Consider the following 18,050-nt stretch of genomic DNA (forward strand, 5'->3'; position numbering starts at 1 on the left):
GTGATCCGGGCGGGATCGGTGAGCACCGGGATCAGCGCGGTCTCGATCCAGGCCGGGTCCAGGTCGGCGTCGGAGACGAGCAGCCCGCCACCGGCTGCGACCACCGGCTGGGCGTTCAGCCGTTGCTCGCCGCCGCGCAGGGGCAGCGGGACGTACGCGGCCGGCAGGCCGACCGCGGCCAGTTCGGCGCACGTCATCGCGCCCGAGCGGCAGACCGCGAAGTCGGCCGCGGCGTACGCGTGGTGCATCTCGTCCACGTACGGAACGACGACGTAGGGCGGGTCGCCGTCCGGCACCTCGACGGTGTGCCGCGGCCCGGTGACGTGCAGCACCTGCACCCCGGCTTTTCGCAGCGCCGGGGCCGCGCCGGACACCGCGGCGTTGATCACCCCGGCGCCCTGCGAACCGCCGGTGACCAGCAGGACCGGGCCGCCGGGGCGCAGGCCGAACCGCCGCCGGGCCGCGTCGCGCAGCGCCGGGCGGTCGAGCCCGGTGATCGACGGCCGCAGCGGGATCCCGACGGCGGTCGCGTGGGCCAGCCGGACGCCCGGCGCGGCGGTGAACACGTGCGTCGTCAGCCGGGCCGCCAGCCGGTTGGCCACCCCGGGCCGGGCGTTCGCCTCGTGCACGACGATCGGCAGGCCCCGGCCGTGCGCGGCGAGATACGCCGCCATGGCCAGGTAACCGCCGAAGCCGACCACGACGTCGGCCCGCACGCGGTCGAGCACCGCCCCGGCCGCCAGCACCGCGCCGCGCAGCCTGCCGGGCGTCCGCAGCAGGGCCCGGTTCAGCGCGCGCGGCAGCGGTGCCGGCGGGATGAGTTCGAGCGGGTAGCCGCGGGCCGGGACGAGCGTGGTGTCCAGGCCGCGGACGGTGCCGAGCGCGGTGATCTCCGCGGCGGGCTCCAGCCGGCGCACCGCGTCGGCGAAGTTCATCGCCGGTTCGATGTGCCCGGCCGAGTGGCCGCCGGCGACCACGACGCGGCTAGGTGACGGGAAAGTCAAAGTACGTGTCCGGATGCGGTTCGTCGTTCAGGGTGTAGTGCCACCACTCGGCTGCGTACGCGGTGAACCCGCACGACTCCATGAGGGACCGAAGGTGATGGCGGTGGGCCGCGGCGGCCGGCGGGACGCCCGGCGCGTCGTGGTGCGAGACCACGTCCATCAGGTCGTGCCCGCCGCCCATCGGCACGGGTTCGCCGGTGGCCAGGTCGTGGAGCGTCAGGTCGACGGTGCTGCCCCGGCTGTGGCCCGACCGGGCCGCCACGTACCCGCGGGTGAACATCTCGGCGCGGTCGATGTTCGGGTAGTGCTTCGCCTTCGTCCGGCCGTCTTCCGGCTGCCGCGCCCAGCGCAGGAAGCAGTCCACCGCGCGTTGCGGGCGGTAGCCGTCCCACAGCAGCAGGCCGAAGCCCAGGGACTCGGCCTTCTCCTGCGCGTTCTCCAGCGCCGCGCCCAAGGCCGTCGTGCCGACGATCCGGTTGGTCAGGTAGCCGGCCACCGGCGCGCCGGTGAAGTTGTCCGCCGTGGCGTACTTGGCGTCCCAGCGTATTCCGGGTACCAACTCGTCGACGTAGCCGAAGTCCTTCATCGGAGTTTTCCGGTCAGGGTCAGGGAAACCAGCCGGTCGATCACCTCGGAGAGCGGCAACCCCGCCGCCGCCATCATCCTCGGGTACCGGCTGTAGGACGTCAGGCCGGGCAAGGTGTTGACCTCGTTGAGGACGACCGTCCCGTCGTCGGTGAGGAACAGGTCCACCCGCGCCAGCCCGCCGCAGCCCAGGGCGCGGTACACGGCTTTCGCCGTCTCCTGGACGAGGGCGCGCGCCTCCGCCGGGATGTCCGCGGGAACGATCGGGGTCGAGTTCTCGGAGCCGCTTTCGGGCGTGCTCTCCTGGTGGATCCGGAAGAAACCGTGCGACAGCGCGATGTGGTCCACCTCGCCCGCGACCAGGTCCGCGTCGTTCCCCAGGATGGCGCAGCCGACCTCGCTGCCGGCGACGGCCTCCTCGACCAGCACCTTCGAGTCGTACTGCCGGGCGATCTCCACCGCGCCCGCGAGTTCTTCGCTACGGGACACCTTGCTGACGCCGAACGACGACCCCGAACGCGCCGGCTTCACGAAGACGGGATAGGTGAGCCCGACGGGGTCGAGGTGGTCGTCCGCGGTGACCGTCCGGAAGTTCGGTGTGGCGATTCCGGCGCTGCCGGCGATGGTGTAGGCCAGCGACTTGTCCATGCACAGCGCGGAACTCTGGATGTCACAGCCGGCGTAGGGGATACCGGACAGCTCCAGCAGCCCCTGGATCGCGCCGTCCTCGCCGCGCTTGCCGTGCAGCACCGGCAGCACGACGTCCAGGCCGATCGTCTCGTACTTCCCGTCCTCCAGGACGAGCAGCCCGCGGACGTCCCGGTCTGGCGAGAGCACGACGGGCCGGCCATTTTCCCAGCCTTCGTCCGGGCCGTCGCAGAGCTTCCAGGCGCCGGACTTCGTGATCCCGATCCAGAACGGCTCGTACTTCCCGGGGTCCAGGTTCTCCGCGACCGTGCGCGCGGACTTGACGGAGACGGGATGCTCTTCCGAAGCGCCCCCGAAGAGGATGCCGATTCTCATATCCAATGCTGCTTTCCACTGACGAACTTCCGGCAGTTGACGAGGGAGTTTTCGATGGTGTCGCGCAGCGCGCGGTCGGTGTAGTAGGCCGTGTGCGGGCTGATGAGCACGTTCGGCAGTTCCCGCAGCCGCAACAGCTGTTTGCTGTCAACGGTTTTGTTCCGGAAGTCGGCGTAGAAGATGCCTTCTTCGCCTTCGAGGACGTCCAGTGCCGCACCGCCCAGTTCGCCGCTTTCCAGGGCTGTGACAAGGGCTTCGGTGTCGACGAGGGAACCGCGTCCGGTGTTGACGACGAACGCCCCGCGCTTCATCCGCCCGATGCGCCGGGCGTCGAGAAGGTGGTGGGTTTCCGCGGTGAGCGGGGTGTGGAGCGTGACGACGTCGCTTTGCAGCAGCAGTTCGTCGAGCGAGACGTAGTCGACGAAGTCCTTGGGGCGGCTGTCGTACGCCAATAGGCGGCACCCGAAACCCCGCAGCCGGTCCATGACCGCCGTGCCGATGCGCCCGGTGCCCACCACCCCGACGGTCAGGTCGCGCAGCTCCTTGCCCCGGACGTCGTCCAGCCGGTAGTCGTGGACGTCCGCGCGCCGGAGGGTGGAGCGTGCGTTGCGCACCGCCATCAGCAGCAGCATCACGGTGAAGTCGGCCACGCCGTCGGGCGAATAAGTCACGTTCTCGACGGAAATCCCGACGCTCTCCGCGTAACCGACGTCGATGTGGTCGAAGCCGACGCTCCGCGTCGAGAGGTACGCCACGCCGGCCCGGCCGAGCGCGAGGAGGGCGGCGCGGGTGACGGGCGTCTTGTGACCGACGCTCACGCACCGGTTCCCGGAGGCGAGGCCGGCGTTGGCTTCGGACACGGCCGCGCCGGTGATGGTGGGCTCGACTCCGAAGCGCGGCGCCAGCTCCCGGAACAGGACGGCCTCGTCCGGCTCGCACCCGTAGACCGTGACACCCAGCGCCGGGACGGCCGAGGCGGAGGACCAGGACGTGTGGGTCATGGTCCCAGTCAAGGCGCCGCGGTGTTGCCGTCCCGTATCCGGCTTCGGATACGCCGACGATATACACCGGCTGGTATCGACGAAGCGGCGGCGCCCGGGCGAAGATGCGGTCCGGGCGCCGCCGCGTCAGGCGGGTGGGATCAGGTCAGCAGGGGCCGGCGACCCCGTCGAAGGAGGCGCAGTCGTCCTGGTCCCAGGGCGTCGACTGCCACTGCTGGGCGGTCAGCGAGCGGGAGGTGTCGCCCGCGACGAAGGTCCACGGGCCGTAGTAGGCGTTGCTGAACCAGTAGTTGCCCTGGTCGTGGGTGATCGCGTCCTGGACGACCGTGCCCTGGTAGGGCGACCAGGACGGGTAGGTGCCGTAGTTGGCCAGCAGCGCCATCCGGCCGCAGAGGCCGGTGGTGCAGCCGACGTGGGCCGGGTCGAACCGGAACGTGTTGTCGTGCACCTCGACGAGCTGGGTCTTCCAGCGGCAGTCGTCGTAGAGCGGCCGGGTGGCGATGCCGGGCGCGGAACACAGCGTGCGGTCGGCGACCAGCTTGGTGCAGGTGTTGCTGGACGTGTTGGCGGGGCTGTTGCAGAACCGGTCGGAGTTCTCCCACGCCGTGATGCCGGACCAGTTGTCCTCGAACGTGTTGTCGTGGACGTCGATCAGGTGGGTCCGGGCCGGCACCCGCCGCTCGCCACCGGATTCCGAGAGGTACAAGCCGGCGACGGGGAAGTTGTCACCCCGGTCGGACTTCAGCTTGCCGGAGACGAGCGCGTTGCGCCGCAGGACGTTGTCGCGGAAGATCAGGTTGTAGCTGATCTCGTAGAACATGCCTTCGGCGTCGTTGTTTTCGATGAGGTTGTGCTCGACGAGGAAGTCGTTGTTGTTGGTGTCGGCCCACAGGCCGGCCCCGCGGTTGTCGTGCACCCAGTTCCCGCGGACGTCGGCCTTGTTGACTGCCCAGAACTTGATTCCGCCGCTGCAGCCGCAGCCGGGCACGCGGGTTTCCCAGTCGTCGGTGTTGTTTCCGGCGATTTCGTTGCTTTCGACGACCAGCCCGGTGATCGTGTTGTCCGAACGGTAGGCGTTCATGCCGTACTGCCCGTTGTTCCGCAGGCAGCTGTGCCGCACCACCTGCCGGGCACCGGCCATCAGCCCGGCACCGGCGTTGTTCTGCACGGTCGTGTTCTCGATGGTCCAGTGCTCGCCCGAATCGTGGTTGACGACACCCTGGTCCTGCGGCGGCACGAAGTTCTGGACGGTCAGGCCGCGGATCGTGACGTCCTTCGCCTGCTGGGTGAAGGCGGCCAGGTTGACCCGCTGCCCGTCGAGCACGGCGCCCGGCGCGCCGAGGTAGACGTCGCCGTCCTTGGGGATGACCTGGCCGAACGGGTCGGTGGCGAGGGTGTGCGTGCCCGGCGGGAGCCAGAACGTCGTGCCCGCCGGGGAATCCTGCGTCTTGTGGTAGAGGTCGCCGGGCACCGCCGGGTCGATCACGACGGCACCGGCCGGCGCCGTGGTGTTCGCGACCGGCTGGTGGTCGCACACCGGCCCCGGCGTCGGCGCTTTCGCCGCGCCGGCGGTGCCGGGCGGAACGAGCAGGGCGGCCAGTACTGCGGCTGCGAATACGAAACGGATGCGCGACATGGGGACGAACTTACGGAGTTCGTCTCGAAATGAGCATAGCCCAGCCGTGTTCGCCTTCGCCGCTTTCGAGTGTACGAGGTAACACAATCCGCCGTGATCAATGAACGTCGTGACAATTGCCGCAAATCAACCGTGGCTGAACCCCTCGTGCCGGGAAAAATACCGTTTCGCGCGGTGGGTTCAGACCGGTTCGGCGGGGCGGGCGGCGATTTCGGCGATCAGCTGCCGGTGACGGTGTTGATCAGGGTGTGGGGCGTGCCCTCGCCCAGCATCACGTAGAGGTCGGGAGCCTCGGCGGCGGCCGCGGCGCTGCGCGGGAACATGGCCTGCTCGTAGTCGGCGAGCGCGGTCTCGACGTCGCCGGGGTGCGCGGCGATGGCCCGGCCCAGCTCGGCGCCGTCGTACATGGCCAGGTTGGCGCCTTCGCCGTTGGGGACCGTGAGGTGCGCGGCGTCGCCGAGCAGGGTGACGCCGGGGGTGCGGTCCCACCGGTGCTCGGCGGGCAGGGTGTGGATGGTGCGCAGGACGGGCGCGGTCTCGCCGGCGGTGACCAGCGTGGTGAGCTCCGGCGCCCAGCCGTCGAACTCCTTCACGATCCGGGCGGTGGCCTCGAAAGCCAGGGCGGGATCGGTGAAGTCGATGCCCGCGAACCACTCCCGCGACCGCGCGAGCATCACCCAGGTGTGCAGGTTCCCGCCGCGCTCCCGGTGGGCGAGGATCCCCTTTCCCGGCTCCAGCACCATCATCGCGCCGCCGCCGACGGTCTTCGCGCTGGTCGGGTGCCGGTGGTCGCCGTCGAACAGGTGGGTCTCGACGAACCCGATGCCGGTGTACTCGGGGGTCGCGGCGGACAGCAGCGGCCGGACCCGGGACCAGGCGCCGTCCGCGCCGACGAGCAGGCTCGTGGTGACGGTGCTGCCGTCGGCGAAGGTCACCTCGTGGCGGCCGTCGCCGAGGCTGCGGACGCCGCCGACCTTGTGTCCCCAGTGGACGGTGCCGGCCGGGAGCGAGTCGAGCAGCAGCTGCCGCAGTTCACCGCGCTGCACCTCGGGATTGCCGCCGGTGCCGTCGTCGGGCACTTCGAGCAGGACGTGCCCGTCCCGATCCAGCAGCCGCAGCGCCTGGCGTCCCGCCAGGACGAGTTCGCGGAACTCCTTGGTCAGGCCCGCCGTCTCCAGTGCCGGCTGGCCGTTGTAGTCGCGGATGTCGAGCAGCCCGCCCTGCGTGCGCGCCGACGGCGACGATTCCGCTTCGTAAACCACGGACGGGATGCCGTGGGTGTGCAGCACACGGGACAGCACCAGGCCGCCGAGACCTGCACCGATGATCGTGACCGGGGTTGTCATGGTTCCTCCGGAGTCGGATTGGATCGTCACTCCAACAAGCTAGCACGGGTTTGGAGTGGCGATCCAGTCATGCGATGATGACGACCATGGGCAAGAAAACCGCGCCGCGCTCCCCCCGGCGCACGGACAGCCTGTCCCGGGAACTGATCATCGAGACCGCGACCGAGCTCCTGGACGGCGGCGGCGAGAGCGCGTTGACGCTGCGCGCGCTGACCGTCCGCCTGAGCACCGGCTACGGCGCGATCTACCACCACGTCGCGGACAAGGGCGACCTGCTCGCCGCCGCCACCGACGACGTCATCACCCGGGTGCTGTCCGGCGCGGCCCTCGACGGGGACCCGCGCGAAACCCTGCGCCGCCTCGCCCTCGGCCTGTTCGACGCGGTCGACGCGCACCCCTGGGTCGGGGCCGAGCTCTCCCGGCAGCCGTGGCGGCCCGCCCTGCTGGACTTCTACGAGAGCATCGCCCGGCTGCTCGACGCGCTCGCGGTCCCGGAACGGGCGCGCTTCGACGCGGCCGGCACGCTCGTGAACTACGTCCTCGGTGTCGCCGTGCAGAACGCCGCCAACGCCCGGTACCTGGCCGGCACCGAGACGGATCGAGCGTCCTTTTTGGACAACGCCGCCGCGCAGTGGGCGCAGGTGGACCCGGCCCGGTACCCGTTCGTGCACGCGTCGATCACGCAGCTGCGCGAGCACGACGACCGCCAGCAGTTCCTCGCCGGCCTCGACATCTTCCTGGCCGGCATCGCCACCCTGGACTAGCCGGCCCGGAACTCGTAGGTCCCGGAGCCGACCCGGTAGCGGGCGTAGCCGTTCTGCGTGCCTTCCGCCGTCGCGCCGGCCGGCGCGTCGACCCGCTGTCCCCGGCCGACCGGGACGAAGACCTCACCCGTCGCGCCGACGGGCACGCCGACCCGCAGCGTGAAGCGGTCGCGGTCCCGGGTCCAGTCCGAGCGCACCTGGCCGAGCGGGGAGTCGACGTAGGCCGAGGCCTGCCGCAGGTCGCCCACGGGGGCGGGCTGGATCTTGACCTTCGTGTAGCCCGGCGCCGCGGGCTCGATCCCCGCGACGTCCTGGTACAGCCAGTCGTCGACGGTGCCCATGAAGGCGTGCTGGTGGGATCGCGACCCGGCCTGCCACTCCTCCCACATCGTCGTGGCGCCCAGCGCCTGGAACCAGTAACCCCAGCCGGGGTAGGTCGGGTTCGTCGCGACGCTGTAGGCGAGCTCCGAGTTCCCCGTTTCGGTCAGCACCGGGAGGATGAGCTTCGTGCCCAGCGCACCGGTGTTCAGGTGGACGCCCCGCCCCTTGATGTCGCCGACGAGGTTCGCGACGACGCCGGCGCGGGCCGCTGCCGGCACGATGCCGAGGCTCAGCGGCAGCAGGTTGCTGGTCTGGCGGTAGCCCGCCGCGGGATCGTCGAAGTACGCGCCCTTCGAGGCGTCGAAGAACTTGGCGTTGAACGCGTTCGCGATCGTGCCGGCGAGCTGGTCGAAGCGCGACGCGTCGTCGTTGTGCCCGAGGGCGCGCGCGATCTCCGCCATCGTCGTGGTGGTCTTGTGGAGGTAGGCGGTGCCGGCGAGCCGCGCGCCCTCGGGCGGCTGGGCGAACCCGGGCGCGAGCCAGTCGGCGTAGCTGCTGCCGGTGTAGATGTAGCCGGTCTTGGCGATGTTCTTCTCGAAGAACCCGAGCCACGCCTTCATCGCCTCGTAGTTGTCCGCGAGCGGCTGGAGGTCGCCGTAGTACCAGTAGAGATCCCAGTCGACGAGCACGAAGCTCGCGGACCAGACCGGGTCGATCACCTGCTTGGCCCCGACGGTGCCCGGCACGGTCTGGCCGATGTTCCCCTCCGGCGTCTGGTCGTCCCGGTGGGCCCGCATCCAGTTCTCGTAGAAGTTCTCCATGTCGAAGCTGCCGATGGCGGCGTCGGCGGCCAGGAAGGCGTCGGCGGTGTAGGGCCGCTTCTCGTACATCGGGGTGTCGGTCGGCACCGAGTGCAGGTTGTTGAGGATCGTGTTCGCCTCGGCCGCGTGGTAGCGGTTGAGCAGGTCGCTCGAGCTGGTGAAGTCACCGGTCTTGGCGACCGCCGTGTGGACGCGCTGCCCGGTCACCGAATCGACGGTGACGCCCGCGGGCGCGGCGACCTGGACGTACTGGAACCCGGCGTAGGAGTAGCTCGGCGTGAACGTCTCCGGCCCGCCGCCCTTGAGGATGTAGATGTACTTCTGCAGCTGCATCCCGAAACCGCCGATGTTGTCGACGGTGCCGTCGGCCTTCAGCTTCTCGCCGTAGGTGATCGTCACCTGGGCACCGGCCGGTCCGCGCAGCCCGACCCCGGCCCAGCCCGCGGTCGGGCTGCCGAAGTCGTGCACCGTCGTCCCGGGGACGGGGGTGGTCACCTTGCCGGTCCCGAGCGTGTCGGTCACCTTGATCGGCGGGAACGACTGCGCCCGCAGCGCTCCCGCGGGCGCCGGGACGACGCGCGCGGGGCGCCAGGCGGAGGCGTCGAACCCGGTGTCGTTCCAGCCCGGCTGCTCGAGCCGGGCGTCGTGGGTTTCGCCGAACCACAACGATTCCGAGGTGGTGGGCCCGTCGGCGAGGGTCCAGCTGCCGTCGCTGACGACGCGCCCGCTCGTGCCGTCCGTGTAGGTGACGTCGAGCTCGAGCTTCAGCTTCGGTTCACCGTGCCACGGCGAGCTCAGCCACTCGTCGGGGTTCGTCATCGCGTAGTAACCGCGTCCCAGGCTCACGCCGATCGCGTTGGCACCGGACCGCAGGGCCTGGGTCACGTCGTACGTCGCGTAGAGATCCGTCTTGTCGTAGACGGTGAACGCCGGGTCCAGCTCGTGGTCGCCGACCCGGCGGCCGTTGAGGTAGAGCTTGTAGTACCCGAGACCGGCGACGTACGCCCGTGCGGACCTGATCTGCTTGGCCGCCGTGAAGTCCTTGCGCAGCAACGGTTCCGGCGGTGTCGTCGCCGTGACCGAGGTGCCCCACGGGCCCGAGCCGTAGGCGGCGGCCACCAGCGCGGCCGGCCACGCCGAGTCGTCGAAGTCCGGCTGCTGCCACCCGGTGGTGTTCGTGTCGGACGACTTCCAGGCGGTGTCGGTGACGATGTCGAGCGGCGCCCCCGCCGACGTCTCGACGTGCAGCTTGCCGACGAGCCCGGACGGGCCGGGCTGGGCGTTGGCGGCCTGGACCGCGAGCACGTTCCGCCCGGGTCGCAGGTCGGCGGTGAGGTCGACGTCGACAGCCGTCCGCCACGAGTCGGCGACCGCCGGCGAGCTCGCGACCTGCTTGCCGTTGAGGTACAGGACGAAGTTGTCGTCGGCGGTGAGCTGGATGTGGGCCGCCGTGACCGTGGCGCCGGCCGGCAGGTCGAACGCCCGCCGGAAGTACCGGGTGCCGACCGGCGCGGAGTCCGCCGGATTGCCCTGGGGGTACCAGATCCAGTTCGTGCCCTGCAGCGAAGTGGTGACCGGCTCCGCGCGCGCCCCGATCCAGTCGCCGTGGAAGTCGGCGCCGGTCAGGAACGCCGTCTCGAACCACGCGGCGTCGCTCCAGTCCGACGCCCGGCCACTGGCGTCCCAGACGCGGACGCGCCAGTAGTACCGCGTGCGCGACCGCAGCCCGGCGCCGGCGTAGGCGACGTCGAACGACTTCGCCGAGGACACCCGGCCGCTGTCCCACACGTCGCCCGTCCGGTTCGGCGCCGAGGACACCTGCACCTGGTAGGCCGCCTGCTGGGCCCCGGCCACGTCCGAGTTCAGCTCCCAGCCGAGCCGGGGCCGGGCCACGTCGACGCCGAGCGGGTCCGCCTGGTGCTCGACCGTCAGGGCTCCGACGTCCAGGCCCTTCGCCCGGGCGGCGTGCCCGCCCGGGTCGGCCAGGACCGGAGCCGTTCCCAGACCGGACACGGCCAGCATCACGACCAGCACGGCCGAGACTCCCGCTACACGCGACCTCATCGCTGTCCCTCCGTTGGGAAGCTCTTGAATCGTTTCAATACCGGTGCCGCGCAACGATATAACGCCTGGCCTCGAGGTGACAAGGGTCACGGCTTCCGGTCTTAGAACGTTCTAATCGACCGTCAGAGCCAGTCCCGGCGCTTGAACAACACGTAGAGCCCGGCGGAGAAGACGACGATGGCGACCGTGGAGACCCAGAAGCCCCACGGCCGGTCGACACCCGGGTAAGGGATGTTCTGGCCGTAGAAGCCGGTGATCGCGGTGGGCACCGCGATGATCGCCGCCCAGCCGGTCACCTTCTTCATGATCGTGTTGAGGCGGTTCGCCTGGAGGTTCAGCTGGGTTTCGCGGATCGTCGTGATGAGCTCGCGCAGCGACTCCGTCCATTCCGACGCGCGCAGCACGTGGTCGTAGACGTCCTGGTAGTACGGCATCAGCTCGCTGTCGCAGACGTGGTGGTCGCGGCGCATCAGCGAGTTGACGACCTCGCGCATCGGCAGCACGACCCGCCGGAGCCGGACCAGGCTCTTGCGCAGGTGCAGGGAGCGGCGGTGCATCTCGCGGTGGTCGACGTCGTCGTCGAAGACGAGGTCCTCGAGGGCCTCGATCTGTTCGTCGAGGGACTGCACGGCCTCGAAGTGGCTGTCGACGACGTAGTCGAGCAGCCCGTGCAGGAGGTAGCCGACGCCGCTCTTGGCCAGCTCGGCCGTGGCGTCCCAGCGGGTGAGGACCTCGGTGATGTCGAAGTCGTCGTTCTCCCGGACGGTCACGAGCGCGCGGTCGGTGACGAACGCGTCCAGTTCGACCGCTTCGAGGTCGCCGGTCCCGATGTCGAGCCGCACCGCGTAGGCGGTGAGGAAGGAGTGCGTGTCGTACCGGTCCACCTTGGGCCGCTGGTGGTCCTGCACGACGTCCTCGACCGCCAGCTTGTGCAGCGAGAGCTCCTCGCTGATCGTGGCGAGGTCCGCCTCGGTGGGGGCGCACAGGTCGAGCCAGACGGTGGCGGCCGGGTCGGCGAGGTGGTCGGAGACGTCCGCGGCCGGGAAGTCCTCGGCGACGAGGACCCCGTCGCGGTAGAGGCGGGTGCGGGCCATGCCGTGGAGACCAGCGCGTTGAATTCCCGTCAAAGTGCTGGACGCGGGCTGTCCCGGATGGACAGTGTGGAGGCATGCGCACCACGCCCAGCCCCGAATCCGCCGCCGCCGACCTGGTGCGGCTGACCCGGGCGACCGCGGCCGCGATGGAGCGCGCGACCGTCGCCCTCGAGGAAGCCGACGTGGCGCTGGCGGACGACATCGTGGCCGATTCGGTCCGGCTCGACTGGGAGCGCGACGAGCTGGCCCGCCGCGTGCACACGGTCCTGGCGCTGCGGGCGCCGGCCGTGTCGGTGCTCGCGGCGATCCACGCGCTGACCGAGCTGGAGCGGCTGAGCGGGCTCGTCCTCCAGGTCGCGCGGGCCGTCCAGCGCGCCTACCCGCACCCGGTGGTGCCGCACGCGCTGACCCCGGCCTTCGTCGAGCTGGGCCGGCTCGCCGTGTGGCTGGTGGAACTGGCCGCCGCCGACGACGGGCACGCCCGCGCGTCGATCGGGGTGGAGGACGACCTGGCCGACCTGCGCCGCCTCCTGGCGACCCTCCGCGAGCCGACGGACATCGCCGCGTTGAGCCGCGTCTACGAGCGATTCGCCGAGCACGCGGTCGTTCTCGGCCGCTTGATGAGGTCCGCGGCGCCCGGCAGCCGGGTGACGGCGGCCTGAGCGGCACCCGCGGTCACGAGCACCGGTGACGTGTTATCGCGCCGGGCCGGGGCCGGGGCCGGCGCTCAGCCGTCTTTCCGCGGAGACCGAGTAGGCGTGGGGCCGGAACGCCAGCACGGTGTCGTCCGAAAGCTCGACGCCGGGCGCCACCCTGGTCGGGTCGAAGACCTGGCGCTCCCACTTCGCGGAGTCCGGGGAGAGCCGCTCGATCCGGATCTCGCCGGCCGGCAGCAGGGTGCGCTGTTCGGGCCAGGCGATCGACGGATCGTGGGTCGGATCGCCCGGGTCGCCCAGCTGGACGACCAGGGTGAACGACACGGGCCCGTCGGCCAGCCGGCGGTCGAGGTCCGGCAGCAGGAAGCCGCGTGGCAGGCCGCGGGCCGATTCGAGGTCGACCTCACCGAGCTGGGGGACGAGCCGGTAGCGGAACGCGCGGCGCCGGCCTTCGGCGTCGGCGAAGTGGAAGGCGTGCAGCCCGTCGAACCGCGTGGTGGCGAAGCTCGCCGGGGCGTGCCGGGAGACGAACGCCTTGAGTCCGGCGTGGCTTTCCTTGTGCTGGAAGAGGAATCCGGCGAGCTTGCCACCCGCGGCGAGCTTGTCCTTGATCGCGGTCTCGGTGGTTCCGGCCAGCGCTTCGACGAGTTCGACGAAGCCTTCCGGGGTGCTGCTCGGAAACACCCGGAAGTTGGCGGCGACCAGGTCGTGCACCGCTTGGCCCTCGCCGTCGAGGAACTTGACGGCCATCCCGCGGATCCCGCGGGTCCGGTCGTCGGCGTCGTGCTGCGGCGAGCCGTTGGAGAACCGGACGACCAGGTCGGTCTCGCTGGTCAGGTGGGCCGCCGAGGTCAGCTGCGTGATCCGGCCGCTGGGGACGAACCGGCCTTCGAAGGCGGCGCCGCGCGCGTGCAGCCTGCGGTCCTGGGGACGGGGGTGTCCCGCTGCTTCGATCCGGTCGACGGCCTGAACGGCGGTCATCCCGCCCGGGGTGGTCACGCGGGAATCGTAGCGTGGCAATGGCCGGTGTCCGGCGGTCCGCACCGCCGCCGGCGTCGCCCGGCCGGCGACACTAGCTCTTGATGCCGACACCGCCGAGAGCGAACTGGTGCGCCGGTGGCGGTGTGCGCAGCAGCGGGCCGTCCGGCCACCAGTCCGTCAGGCGCACCAGGCCCGGGTCGAGCAGGTCGAAGCCGGCGAACAGGCGCTCGACGGCGTTTTCGGTGCGGCAGTGGATCTTCCGGTGGCACCGTGCCGCCCAGGTCCGCTCGATCGCGCCGCTCAGGACCGTTGCCTCGCCGGGCTCCCCCGGGGGCGCCCAGCAGCTGAGGGCCAGCGCCGATCCCGCCGGGAGCAGGGCCCGGTAGCCGGCCAGGGCCGCGGCCAGGCGGTCGTCGTCGGGTTCGTCCTGCACGCCCGTGGTCAGCAGCACCGCGACCGGCTGTGCCGGGTCGAGTGTCGCGCACACCGTCTCGTGGGCGAGCAAACCGTGGGGGTCGAGGCCGTCGGCGTGGACGACGTGGACGTTGTCGTTGACGTCGAGCAGGGCGCGTTCGTAGCTGAGGACGAGGCTGTCGGTACCGGTGTAGACGACCTTCGCCTCCGGGTTCTCGCGTTGCGCGGTCTGGTGCGTGTTGTCTTCGGCGGCGGGCAATCCGGCGCCCAGGTCGAGGAACTGGCCGAAGCCACGGGCGGCGAGGTGGCGGACGACCCGGACGTGCCACGCGCGGACCACGCGCAGCAGGTCGGCGAACCCGGGCGCGACCTCGTTCAGCTCCCGGAGCGCGTCGCGGTCGGCGGCGTAGTTGTCCTGGCCGCCCAGGGCGGCATCGCGGATCCGGGCCGGCGACGCGACCGTGTCCGACAGGTAGTCGCCGACTACAGCGAGAGTCACGCCACCTCCGGTTCGAACGATGCGAATGGATCGTTTCGCGTCGGCAGCAGTCTAATCACTGTGGTAATACCCGTGACCAGACCTGGGGTTTACACGAAAGAATGGTCCTCGAGGCGGGAAAACCCACTGGCGGTGAGCATTGCTGCGCTGTTCAGGTGACCCGCTCGCCGGGGCCGCGCGACGATACTGGTCGGGTGGACCTGAGCGGATGGGTGTTGCGCGACGGTGTCCTCGTACGGGCGGCCGGTCGCGTGCTGGTGCTCGACGAGGAGACGTGGTTCGAACATCCGCTCTGGCAGGCCTTGCCGATGACCCGTCCGCGACCGGCTGCCCGCCCTGGCCCGCACGCTCTGCGCGTGCACGGCGTCGACGTCGATCGCCTCGACCGGGGCTGGACCACGCTGACCGCGGCTTGGCACCACGGTGAACTCCACACCCGGGCCCAAGACCCGCCGCCACCACCGGACGCAGCGGCGGCCCGGTGGACCAGCCCACCTTGCCCGCCTCCCGCCGGCGGCTGGCCGGTCGTCCCGCTCGTGGGCTCCACGACGGTGGCCAACCTTCCCGCACGTCCGCCGCGGCGGACGTGCGGGAAGGAACTGACGATCACGCAGATCACGCAGTTCCACCCCCATCCGGCGCAGCCGGTACTGGTCGTGGCCGCGGAAGAGCCCGAGCGTGTCGAGCACGCTCTGCGGCCCACCTTCGGTGCGGCTCTGTGCGTGGTCGGCAGCCGGTACCGGCAGCGCGACATCGACGCGGCGCAGGATCGGCTGCGGCAGGAGCTGTCGGCCCGTCGCTGGCGGCTGACCTCGACCGGCCGGTCGGCCGGCGACGACGGGCAGCCCACGGTGGTGGCCCGGTTCGCGTGGATCGAGGCCGAGGTCGCACACTGGGCCGCGACCGTGCCCGATGGGCTGCTGGACGCCGACGTGTGGCTGACACCGATCGCGACGTGGCCGAGTCAGGTCCAGGAGAAGTGTTTCGACGATCAAGGAGCCACCCCCATGCGCGCAGCCCGCTACCACGACTACGGCCCGCCCGACGTGCTCGTCGTCGAGGACGCCCCGGAGCCGCACGCCGGACCCGGCGAGATCCGGATCCGGGTCACCGCCGCCAGCGTCAACCCGGTCGACTGGAAGCTGCGCTCGGGGGCGACCCGGGCGGTCCTCCCGGTCGACTTCCCGGCGATCCCCGGCCGTGACGCCGCCGGCGTCGTGGACGAGGTCGGCGAAGGCGTCACCGGTGTCACCGCCGGTGACCGGGTTTTCGGCCTGGGTGGCCTGTTCGGGGCGTCCGCGGAGTACGACACGCTGAGCGCCTGGGCGCCCGTGCCGGACCAGTGGACCTTGGAGCAGGCCGCCGGGGCCGGGCTGGCGGTCGCCACCGCCGGCCGGGGGCTCAACGCGCTCGGCGACCTGTCCGGGCGCACCCTGCTGATCGAAGGCGCGGCCGGCGGTGTGGGCAGTGCCGCGGTCGCGATGGCCGTGGCCCGCGGCGCCACCGTCATCGGCACGTCGAGCGCGGGCAAGCACGATTACCTGCGGGAGCTGGGAGCGCGGCCCACCACCTACGGTGAAGGGCTGGCCGACCGGGTCCGCGAGCTCGCCCCCGCGGGGGTCGACGCCGTGCTCGACACGGCGGCGTCCGGCTCGCTCGCCGACCTCGTCGCCATCGCCGGCGACCCGGACCGTGTCGTGACGATCGCCGACGCGGCCCGCGCGAGTGACCTCGGCGTCCGCCACTACCTGGCGGAGAACGACTCCGCGGTCCTCGCCGAAGGCGCCGCGCTGGGGGCCCGGGGCGAGTACACGCCGCACATCGCCGCGACGTACCCGTTGGACGAGATCGCCGAGGCGCATCGGGAGTCCGAGCGCGGGCACACCCGGGGGAAGATCGTCGTCGTCCTGTGAGGACGGGCGCCGGTGTCCGGTGGCGCGCGGCTTGAGCAGGGCTCTCACGAGTCAGGGGCGGGACGATTGCAGGGTCTTCGTCAGCTCGTGGGCTTCCTCGAGCAGGAGGGCGCCCAGCTCGGGACGGCGGCCGGCGCTGAAGCGTGACTCGATCCCGGTGAGGGTCAGGGCCCAGGCGGGTTCCCCCGCCTGGTCGAACACGGCGGCGGCCATGCCCCAGCTGCCTTCGACGACCAGTCCGGGATTGACGGCGTAGCCGAGTTCGCGAGTGCGGGCGACCCGCGCGCGGACCGCGTCCGGCCCGTGCTCGGGGCCCCACTGGGCCGTGAGGTCCGTCCGGCGGAGGTAGTCGTCGATTTCGCGGTCCGGCAGCATGGCCAGCAGGACCTGGCCGGCGGAGACGACGCCGAGCGGGAACCGGGCGCCTTCGAAGAGGACGAACGAGCGGATCGGGAACGAGCCGTCCTCGCGCAGCAAGCACACCGTCTCCTCGCCGCGGCGGGCGGAGAAGAAGGCACTTTCGCCGGTCGCGGCGGCGAGGCGGTGCACGCCGGCGCGGGCGTGCCGGGTGACGTCGTAGCGGTTCGCGGCGACCCCGCCGAGCAGGTACAGCTCCGGTCCGAGGTACCACTGCCCGCTGCGGTGGTCGCGGTCCACGTAGCCCTCGTCCGCCAGCGCCACGAGCAGCCGGTGCGTGGTCGGGCGGGCCAGCGCGCTCGCCCGCGCGATCTCGGAGGTGGACGCGCCGGTGCGCTGCGTGGCCGACAACGCGCGCAGGACCGCGGCGATCCGGCCGACCACGTTCGGGGGAGGAACAGTCACACCGCCGATCGTACGTTCACTGAGTGAACGCCTTTCCTTCGGATGCTCGCTGATCGAGAACTTCGCTGCGTTATTTCACCCTGCAATTGACGGATGAACGTCGCTCGACGTTGACTCGCGAGGGCGTTCACTGAACAGACGGACGGGAGAGACGATGGACTTCGGCGTCACGCCGCACGACGGCCTCCCGCTACCGCCTCGCGTGACCATCTGCGAGGTCGGTCCCCGTGACGGCCTGCAGAACGAGTCCGCGGTGCTGCCCGTCGCCGTCAAGGCCGAGTTCGTCGAGCGCCTGGTGGACGCGGGCCACACGGTCGTGGAGACGACGAGCCTGGTGCACCCGGAGTGGGTGCCGCAGCTCGCCGACGCCGAAGAGCTACTCCGCTCGATCACCTTCGCTCCCGGCGTGCGCTACCCCGTGCTGGTGCCGAACTCGCGCGGTCTCGAGCGTGCGCTCGACCACGGCGTCCGCGACATCGCCGTGTTCGGCAGCGTCACCGAGACCTTCTCCCGGCGGAACCTCAACCGCACGGTCGACGAGTCCTTCGAGATGTTCGCCCCGGTCGTCGCCCGCGCCCGGGAAGCCGGGATCGGCGTGCGCGGCTACCTGTCGATGTGCTTCGGCGACCCGTGGGAAGGCGAGGTGCCCGTGCCTCGGGTCCTGGACGTGGCCACCCGCATGCGCGCGCTGGGGTGCACCGAGCTCAGCCTCGGTGACACCATCGGCGTCGCCACCCCGGGCCGGGTCGCGGCCGTGCTCGACGCCCTGATCGCGTCCGGCGTCCCGGTCGACTCGCTCGCCGTGCACTTCCACGACACCTACGGCCAGGCGCTGGCCAACACCCTGACCGCCGTGCGCAAGGGCGTCACCCTCGTCGACGCGTCCGCGGGCGGCCTGGGTGGCTGCCCGTTCGCCGGCAGCGCCACCGGCAACCTCGCCACCGAGGACCTGCTCTGGCAGCTGCACGGTCTCGGCATCGAGACCGGCGTCGACCTGCGGAAGATGGTCGACACCAGCACCTGGCTCGCCGAACACTTGGGGCGGCCGAGCCCGTCTCGCACCGTCACGGCACTCGCCGGCTGAGCGCATTCCGAGAAGGAGAGGC

At 71.2% G+C, this 18,050-nt stretch carries 15 protein-coding genes; 4 read left to right on the forward strand and 11 right to left on the reverse strand.

The annotated features are described in order from the left end of the window. The 6 genes from ACGFMK_RS19620 to ACGFMK_RS19645 all read right to left on the reverse strand — a co-directional run. Positions 1 to 935, reverse strand: a 935-nt coding sequence (locus ACGFMK_RS19620; protein WP_392764825.1) for a glycosyltransferase, incomplete at its 3' end; no start/stop codon positions are given. 49 nt (positions 936 to 984) lie between these two features. Next, entirely contained in the window at positions 985 to 1,590 is a 606-nt protein-coding gene (vanX, locus tag ACGFMK_RS19625; protein WP_392764828.1) for a D-Ala-D-Ala dipeptidase VanX, read from the reverse strand. Then, positions 1,587 to 2,612: a D-alanine--(R)-lactate ligase gene (gene vanA / locus ACGFMK_RS19630; RefSeq protein WP_392764830.1), complete on the reverse strand. Its 1,026-nt coding sequence runs from the start codon at positions 2,610 to 2,612 to the stop codon at positions 1,587 to 1,589. Before vanA ends, vanX begins: the two co-directional genes overlap by 4 nt. Then, on the reverse strand, positions 2,609 to 3,613 hold the full coding sequence (locus ACGFMK_RS19635) for a D-isomer specific 2-hydroxyacid dehydrogenase family protein (RefSeq protein ID WP_392764833.1): 1,005 nt from the start codon (positions 3,611 to 3,613) through the stop codon (positions 2,609 to 2,611). The genes vanA and ACGFMK_RS19635 overlap by 4 nt, the downstream gene beginning before the upstream one ends. Before the next feature lie 145 nt (positions 3,614 to 3,758). Beyond that, positions 3,759 to 5,249, reverse strand: coding sequence for a right-handed parallel beta-helix repeat-containing protein (locus ACGFMK_RS19640; RefSeq protein WP_392764835.1), 1,491 nt, complete (start codon positions 5,247 to 5,249; stop codon positions 3,759 to 3,761). A 218-nt stretch (positions 5,250 to 5,467) separates the two neighbouring features. After that, a complete protein-coding gene (locus ACGFMK_RS19645; RefSeq protein ID WP_392764837.1) occupies positions 5,468 to 6,595 on the reverse strand; it encodes an FAD-dependent oxidoreductase in 1,128 nt (375 codons plus the stop codon). Between the two features lie 86 nt (positions 6,596 to 6,681). Between ACGFMK_RS19645 and ACGFMK_RS19650 the strand changes: the two genes are divergently transcribed. Then, complete coding sequence (locus tag ACGFMK_RS19650) at positions 6,682 to 7,359, forward strand: TetR/AcrR family transcriptional regulator (RefSeq protein WP_392764840.1); 678 nt, start codon at positions 6,682 to 6,684, stop codon at positions 7,357 to 7,359. Here the strand turns inward: ACGFMK_RS19650 and ACGFMK_RS19655 are convergent. Both ACGFMK_RS19655 and ACGFMK_RS19660 read right to left on the reverse strand, forming a co-directional pair. Beyond that, complete coding sequence (locus ACGFMK_RS19655) at positions 7,356 to 10,565, reverse strand: family 78 glycoside hydrolase catalytic domain (protein WP_392764843.1); 3,210 nt, start codon at positions 10,563 to 10,565, stop codon at positions 7,356 to 7,358. The two genes, ACGFMK_RS19650 and ACGFMK_RS19655, sit on opposite strands and share 4 nt — an antisense overlap. 122 nt (positions 10,566 to 10,687) lie before the next feature. Continuing rightward, a complete protein-coding gene (locus ACGFMK_RS19660) occupies positions 10,688 to 11,659 on the reverse strand; it encodes a magnesium transporter CorA family protein (RefSeq protein ID WP_392764846.1) in 972 nt (323 codons plus the stop codon). A gap of 74 nt (positions 11,660 to 11,733) precedes the next feature. On the opposite strand from ACGFMK_RS19660, the gene ACGFMK_RS19665 reads away from it, so the two are divergent. Further along, complete coding sequence (locus ACGFMK_RS19665; RefSeq protein WP_392764849.1) at positions 11,734 to 12,321, forward strand: PhoU domain-containing protein; 588 nt, start codon at positions 11,734 to 11,736, stop codon at positions 12,319 to 12,321. A 33-nt stretch (positions 12,322 to 12,354) separates the two neighbouring features. Here ACGFMK_RS19665 and ACGFMK_RS19670 read toward each other — a convergent pair whose 3' ends face one another. Continuing rightward, a complete protein-coding gene (locus tag ACGFMK_RS19670) occupies positions 12,355 to 13,314 on the reverse strand; it encodes a catalase (protein ID WP_392764851.1) in 960 nt (319 codons plus the stop codon). Between the two features lie 73 nt (positions 13,315 to 13,387). Next, entirely contained in the window at positions 13,388 to 14,209 is an 822-nt protein-coding gene (locus ACGFMK_RS19675) for an SAM-dependent methyltransferase (RefSeq protein ID WP_392764854.1), read from the reverse strand. A 1,007-nt stretch (positions 14,210 to 15,216) separates the two neighbouring features. On the opposite strand from ACGFMK_RS19675, the gene ACGFMK_RS19680 reads away from it, so the two are divergent. After that, positions 15,217 to 16,122: an NADP-dependent oxidoreductase gene (locus ACGFMK_RS19680; RefSeq protein WP_392764950.1), complete on the forward strand. Its 906-nt coding sequence runs from the start codon at positions 15,217 to 15,219 to the stop codon at positions 16,120 to 16,122. 51 nt (positions 16,123 to 16,173) lie between these two features. Here ACGFMK_RS19680 and ACGFMK_RS19685 read toward each other — a convergent pair whose 3' ends face one another. Next, entirely contained in the window at positions 16,174 to 16,944 is a 771-nt protein-coding gene (locus ACGFMK_RS19685) for an IclR family transcriptional regulator (RefSeq protein ID WP_392764857.1), read from the reverse strand. A 154-nt stretch (positions 16,945 to 17,098) separates the two neighbouring features. Between ACGFMK_RS19685 and ACGFMK_RS19690 the strand changes: the two genes are divergently transcribed. Next, the gene (locus ACGFMK_RS19690) at positions 17,099 to 18,028 is read left to right on the forward strand and encodes a hydroxymethylglutaryl-CoA lyase (protein ID WP_392764860.1); all 930 of its coding nucleotides are present in this window, start codon (positions 17,099 to 17,101) and stop codon (positions 18,026 to 18,028) included. Positions 18,029 to 18,050 lie beyond the last annotated feature (22 nt).

This window comes from Amycolatopsis sp. NPDC049252, assembly GCF_043197175.1.
GTDB lineage: Bacteria > Actinomycetota > Actinomycetes > Mycobacteriales > Pseudonocardiaceae > Amycolatopsis.

Bases quoted from the DNA above. Each gene is read 5' to 3' on its own strand.
- vanX (WP_392764828.1), bottom strand. From the start codon at position 1,590: ATGAAGGACTTCGGCTACGTCGACGAGTTGGTACCCGGAATACGCTGG.
- vanA (WP_392764830.1), bottom strand. From the start codon at position 2,612: ATGAGAATCGGCATCCTCTTCGGGGGCGCTTCGGAAGAGCATCCCGTC.
- ACGFMK_RS19635 (WP_392764833.1), bottom strand. From the start codon at position 3,613: ATGACCCACACGTCCTGGTCCTCCGCCTCGGCCGTCCCGGCGCTGGGT.
- ACGFMK_RS19640 (WP_392764835.1), bottom strand. From the start codon at position 5,249: ATGTCGCGCATCCGTTTCGTATTCGCAGCCGCAGTACTGGCCGCCCTG.
- ACGFMK_RS19645 (WP_392764837.1), bottom strand. From the start codon at position 6,595: ATGACAACCCCGGTCACGATCATCGGTGCAGGTCTCGGCGGCCTGGTG.
- ACGFMK_RS19650 (WP_392764840.1), top strand. From the start codon at position 6,682: ATGGGCAAGAAAACCGCGCCGCGCTCCCCCCGGCGCACGGACAGCCTG.
- ACGFMK_RS19655 (WP_392764843.1), bottom strand. From the start codon at position 10,565: ATGAGGTCGCGTGTAGCGGGAGTCTCGGCCGTGCTGGTCGTGATGCTG.
- ACGFMK_RS19660 (WP_392764846.1), bottom strand. From the start codon at position 11,659: ATGGCCCGCACCCGCCTCTACCGCGACGGGGTCCTCGTCGCCGAGGAC.
- ACGFMK_RS19665 (WP_392764849.1), top strand. From the start codon at position 11,734: ATGCGCACCACGCCCAGCCCCGAATCCGCCGCCGCCGACCTGGTGCGG.
- ACGFMK_RS19680 (WP_392764950.1), top strand. From the start codon at position 15,217: ATGCGCGCAGCCCGCTACCACGACTACGGCCCGCCCGACGTGCTCGTC.
- ACGFMK_RS19690 (WP_392764860.1), top strand. From the start codon at position 17,099: ATGGACTTCGGCGTCACGCCGCACGACGGCCTCCCGCTACCGCCTCGC.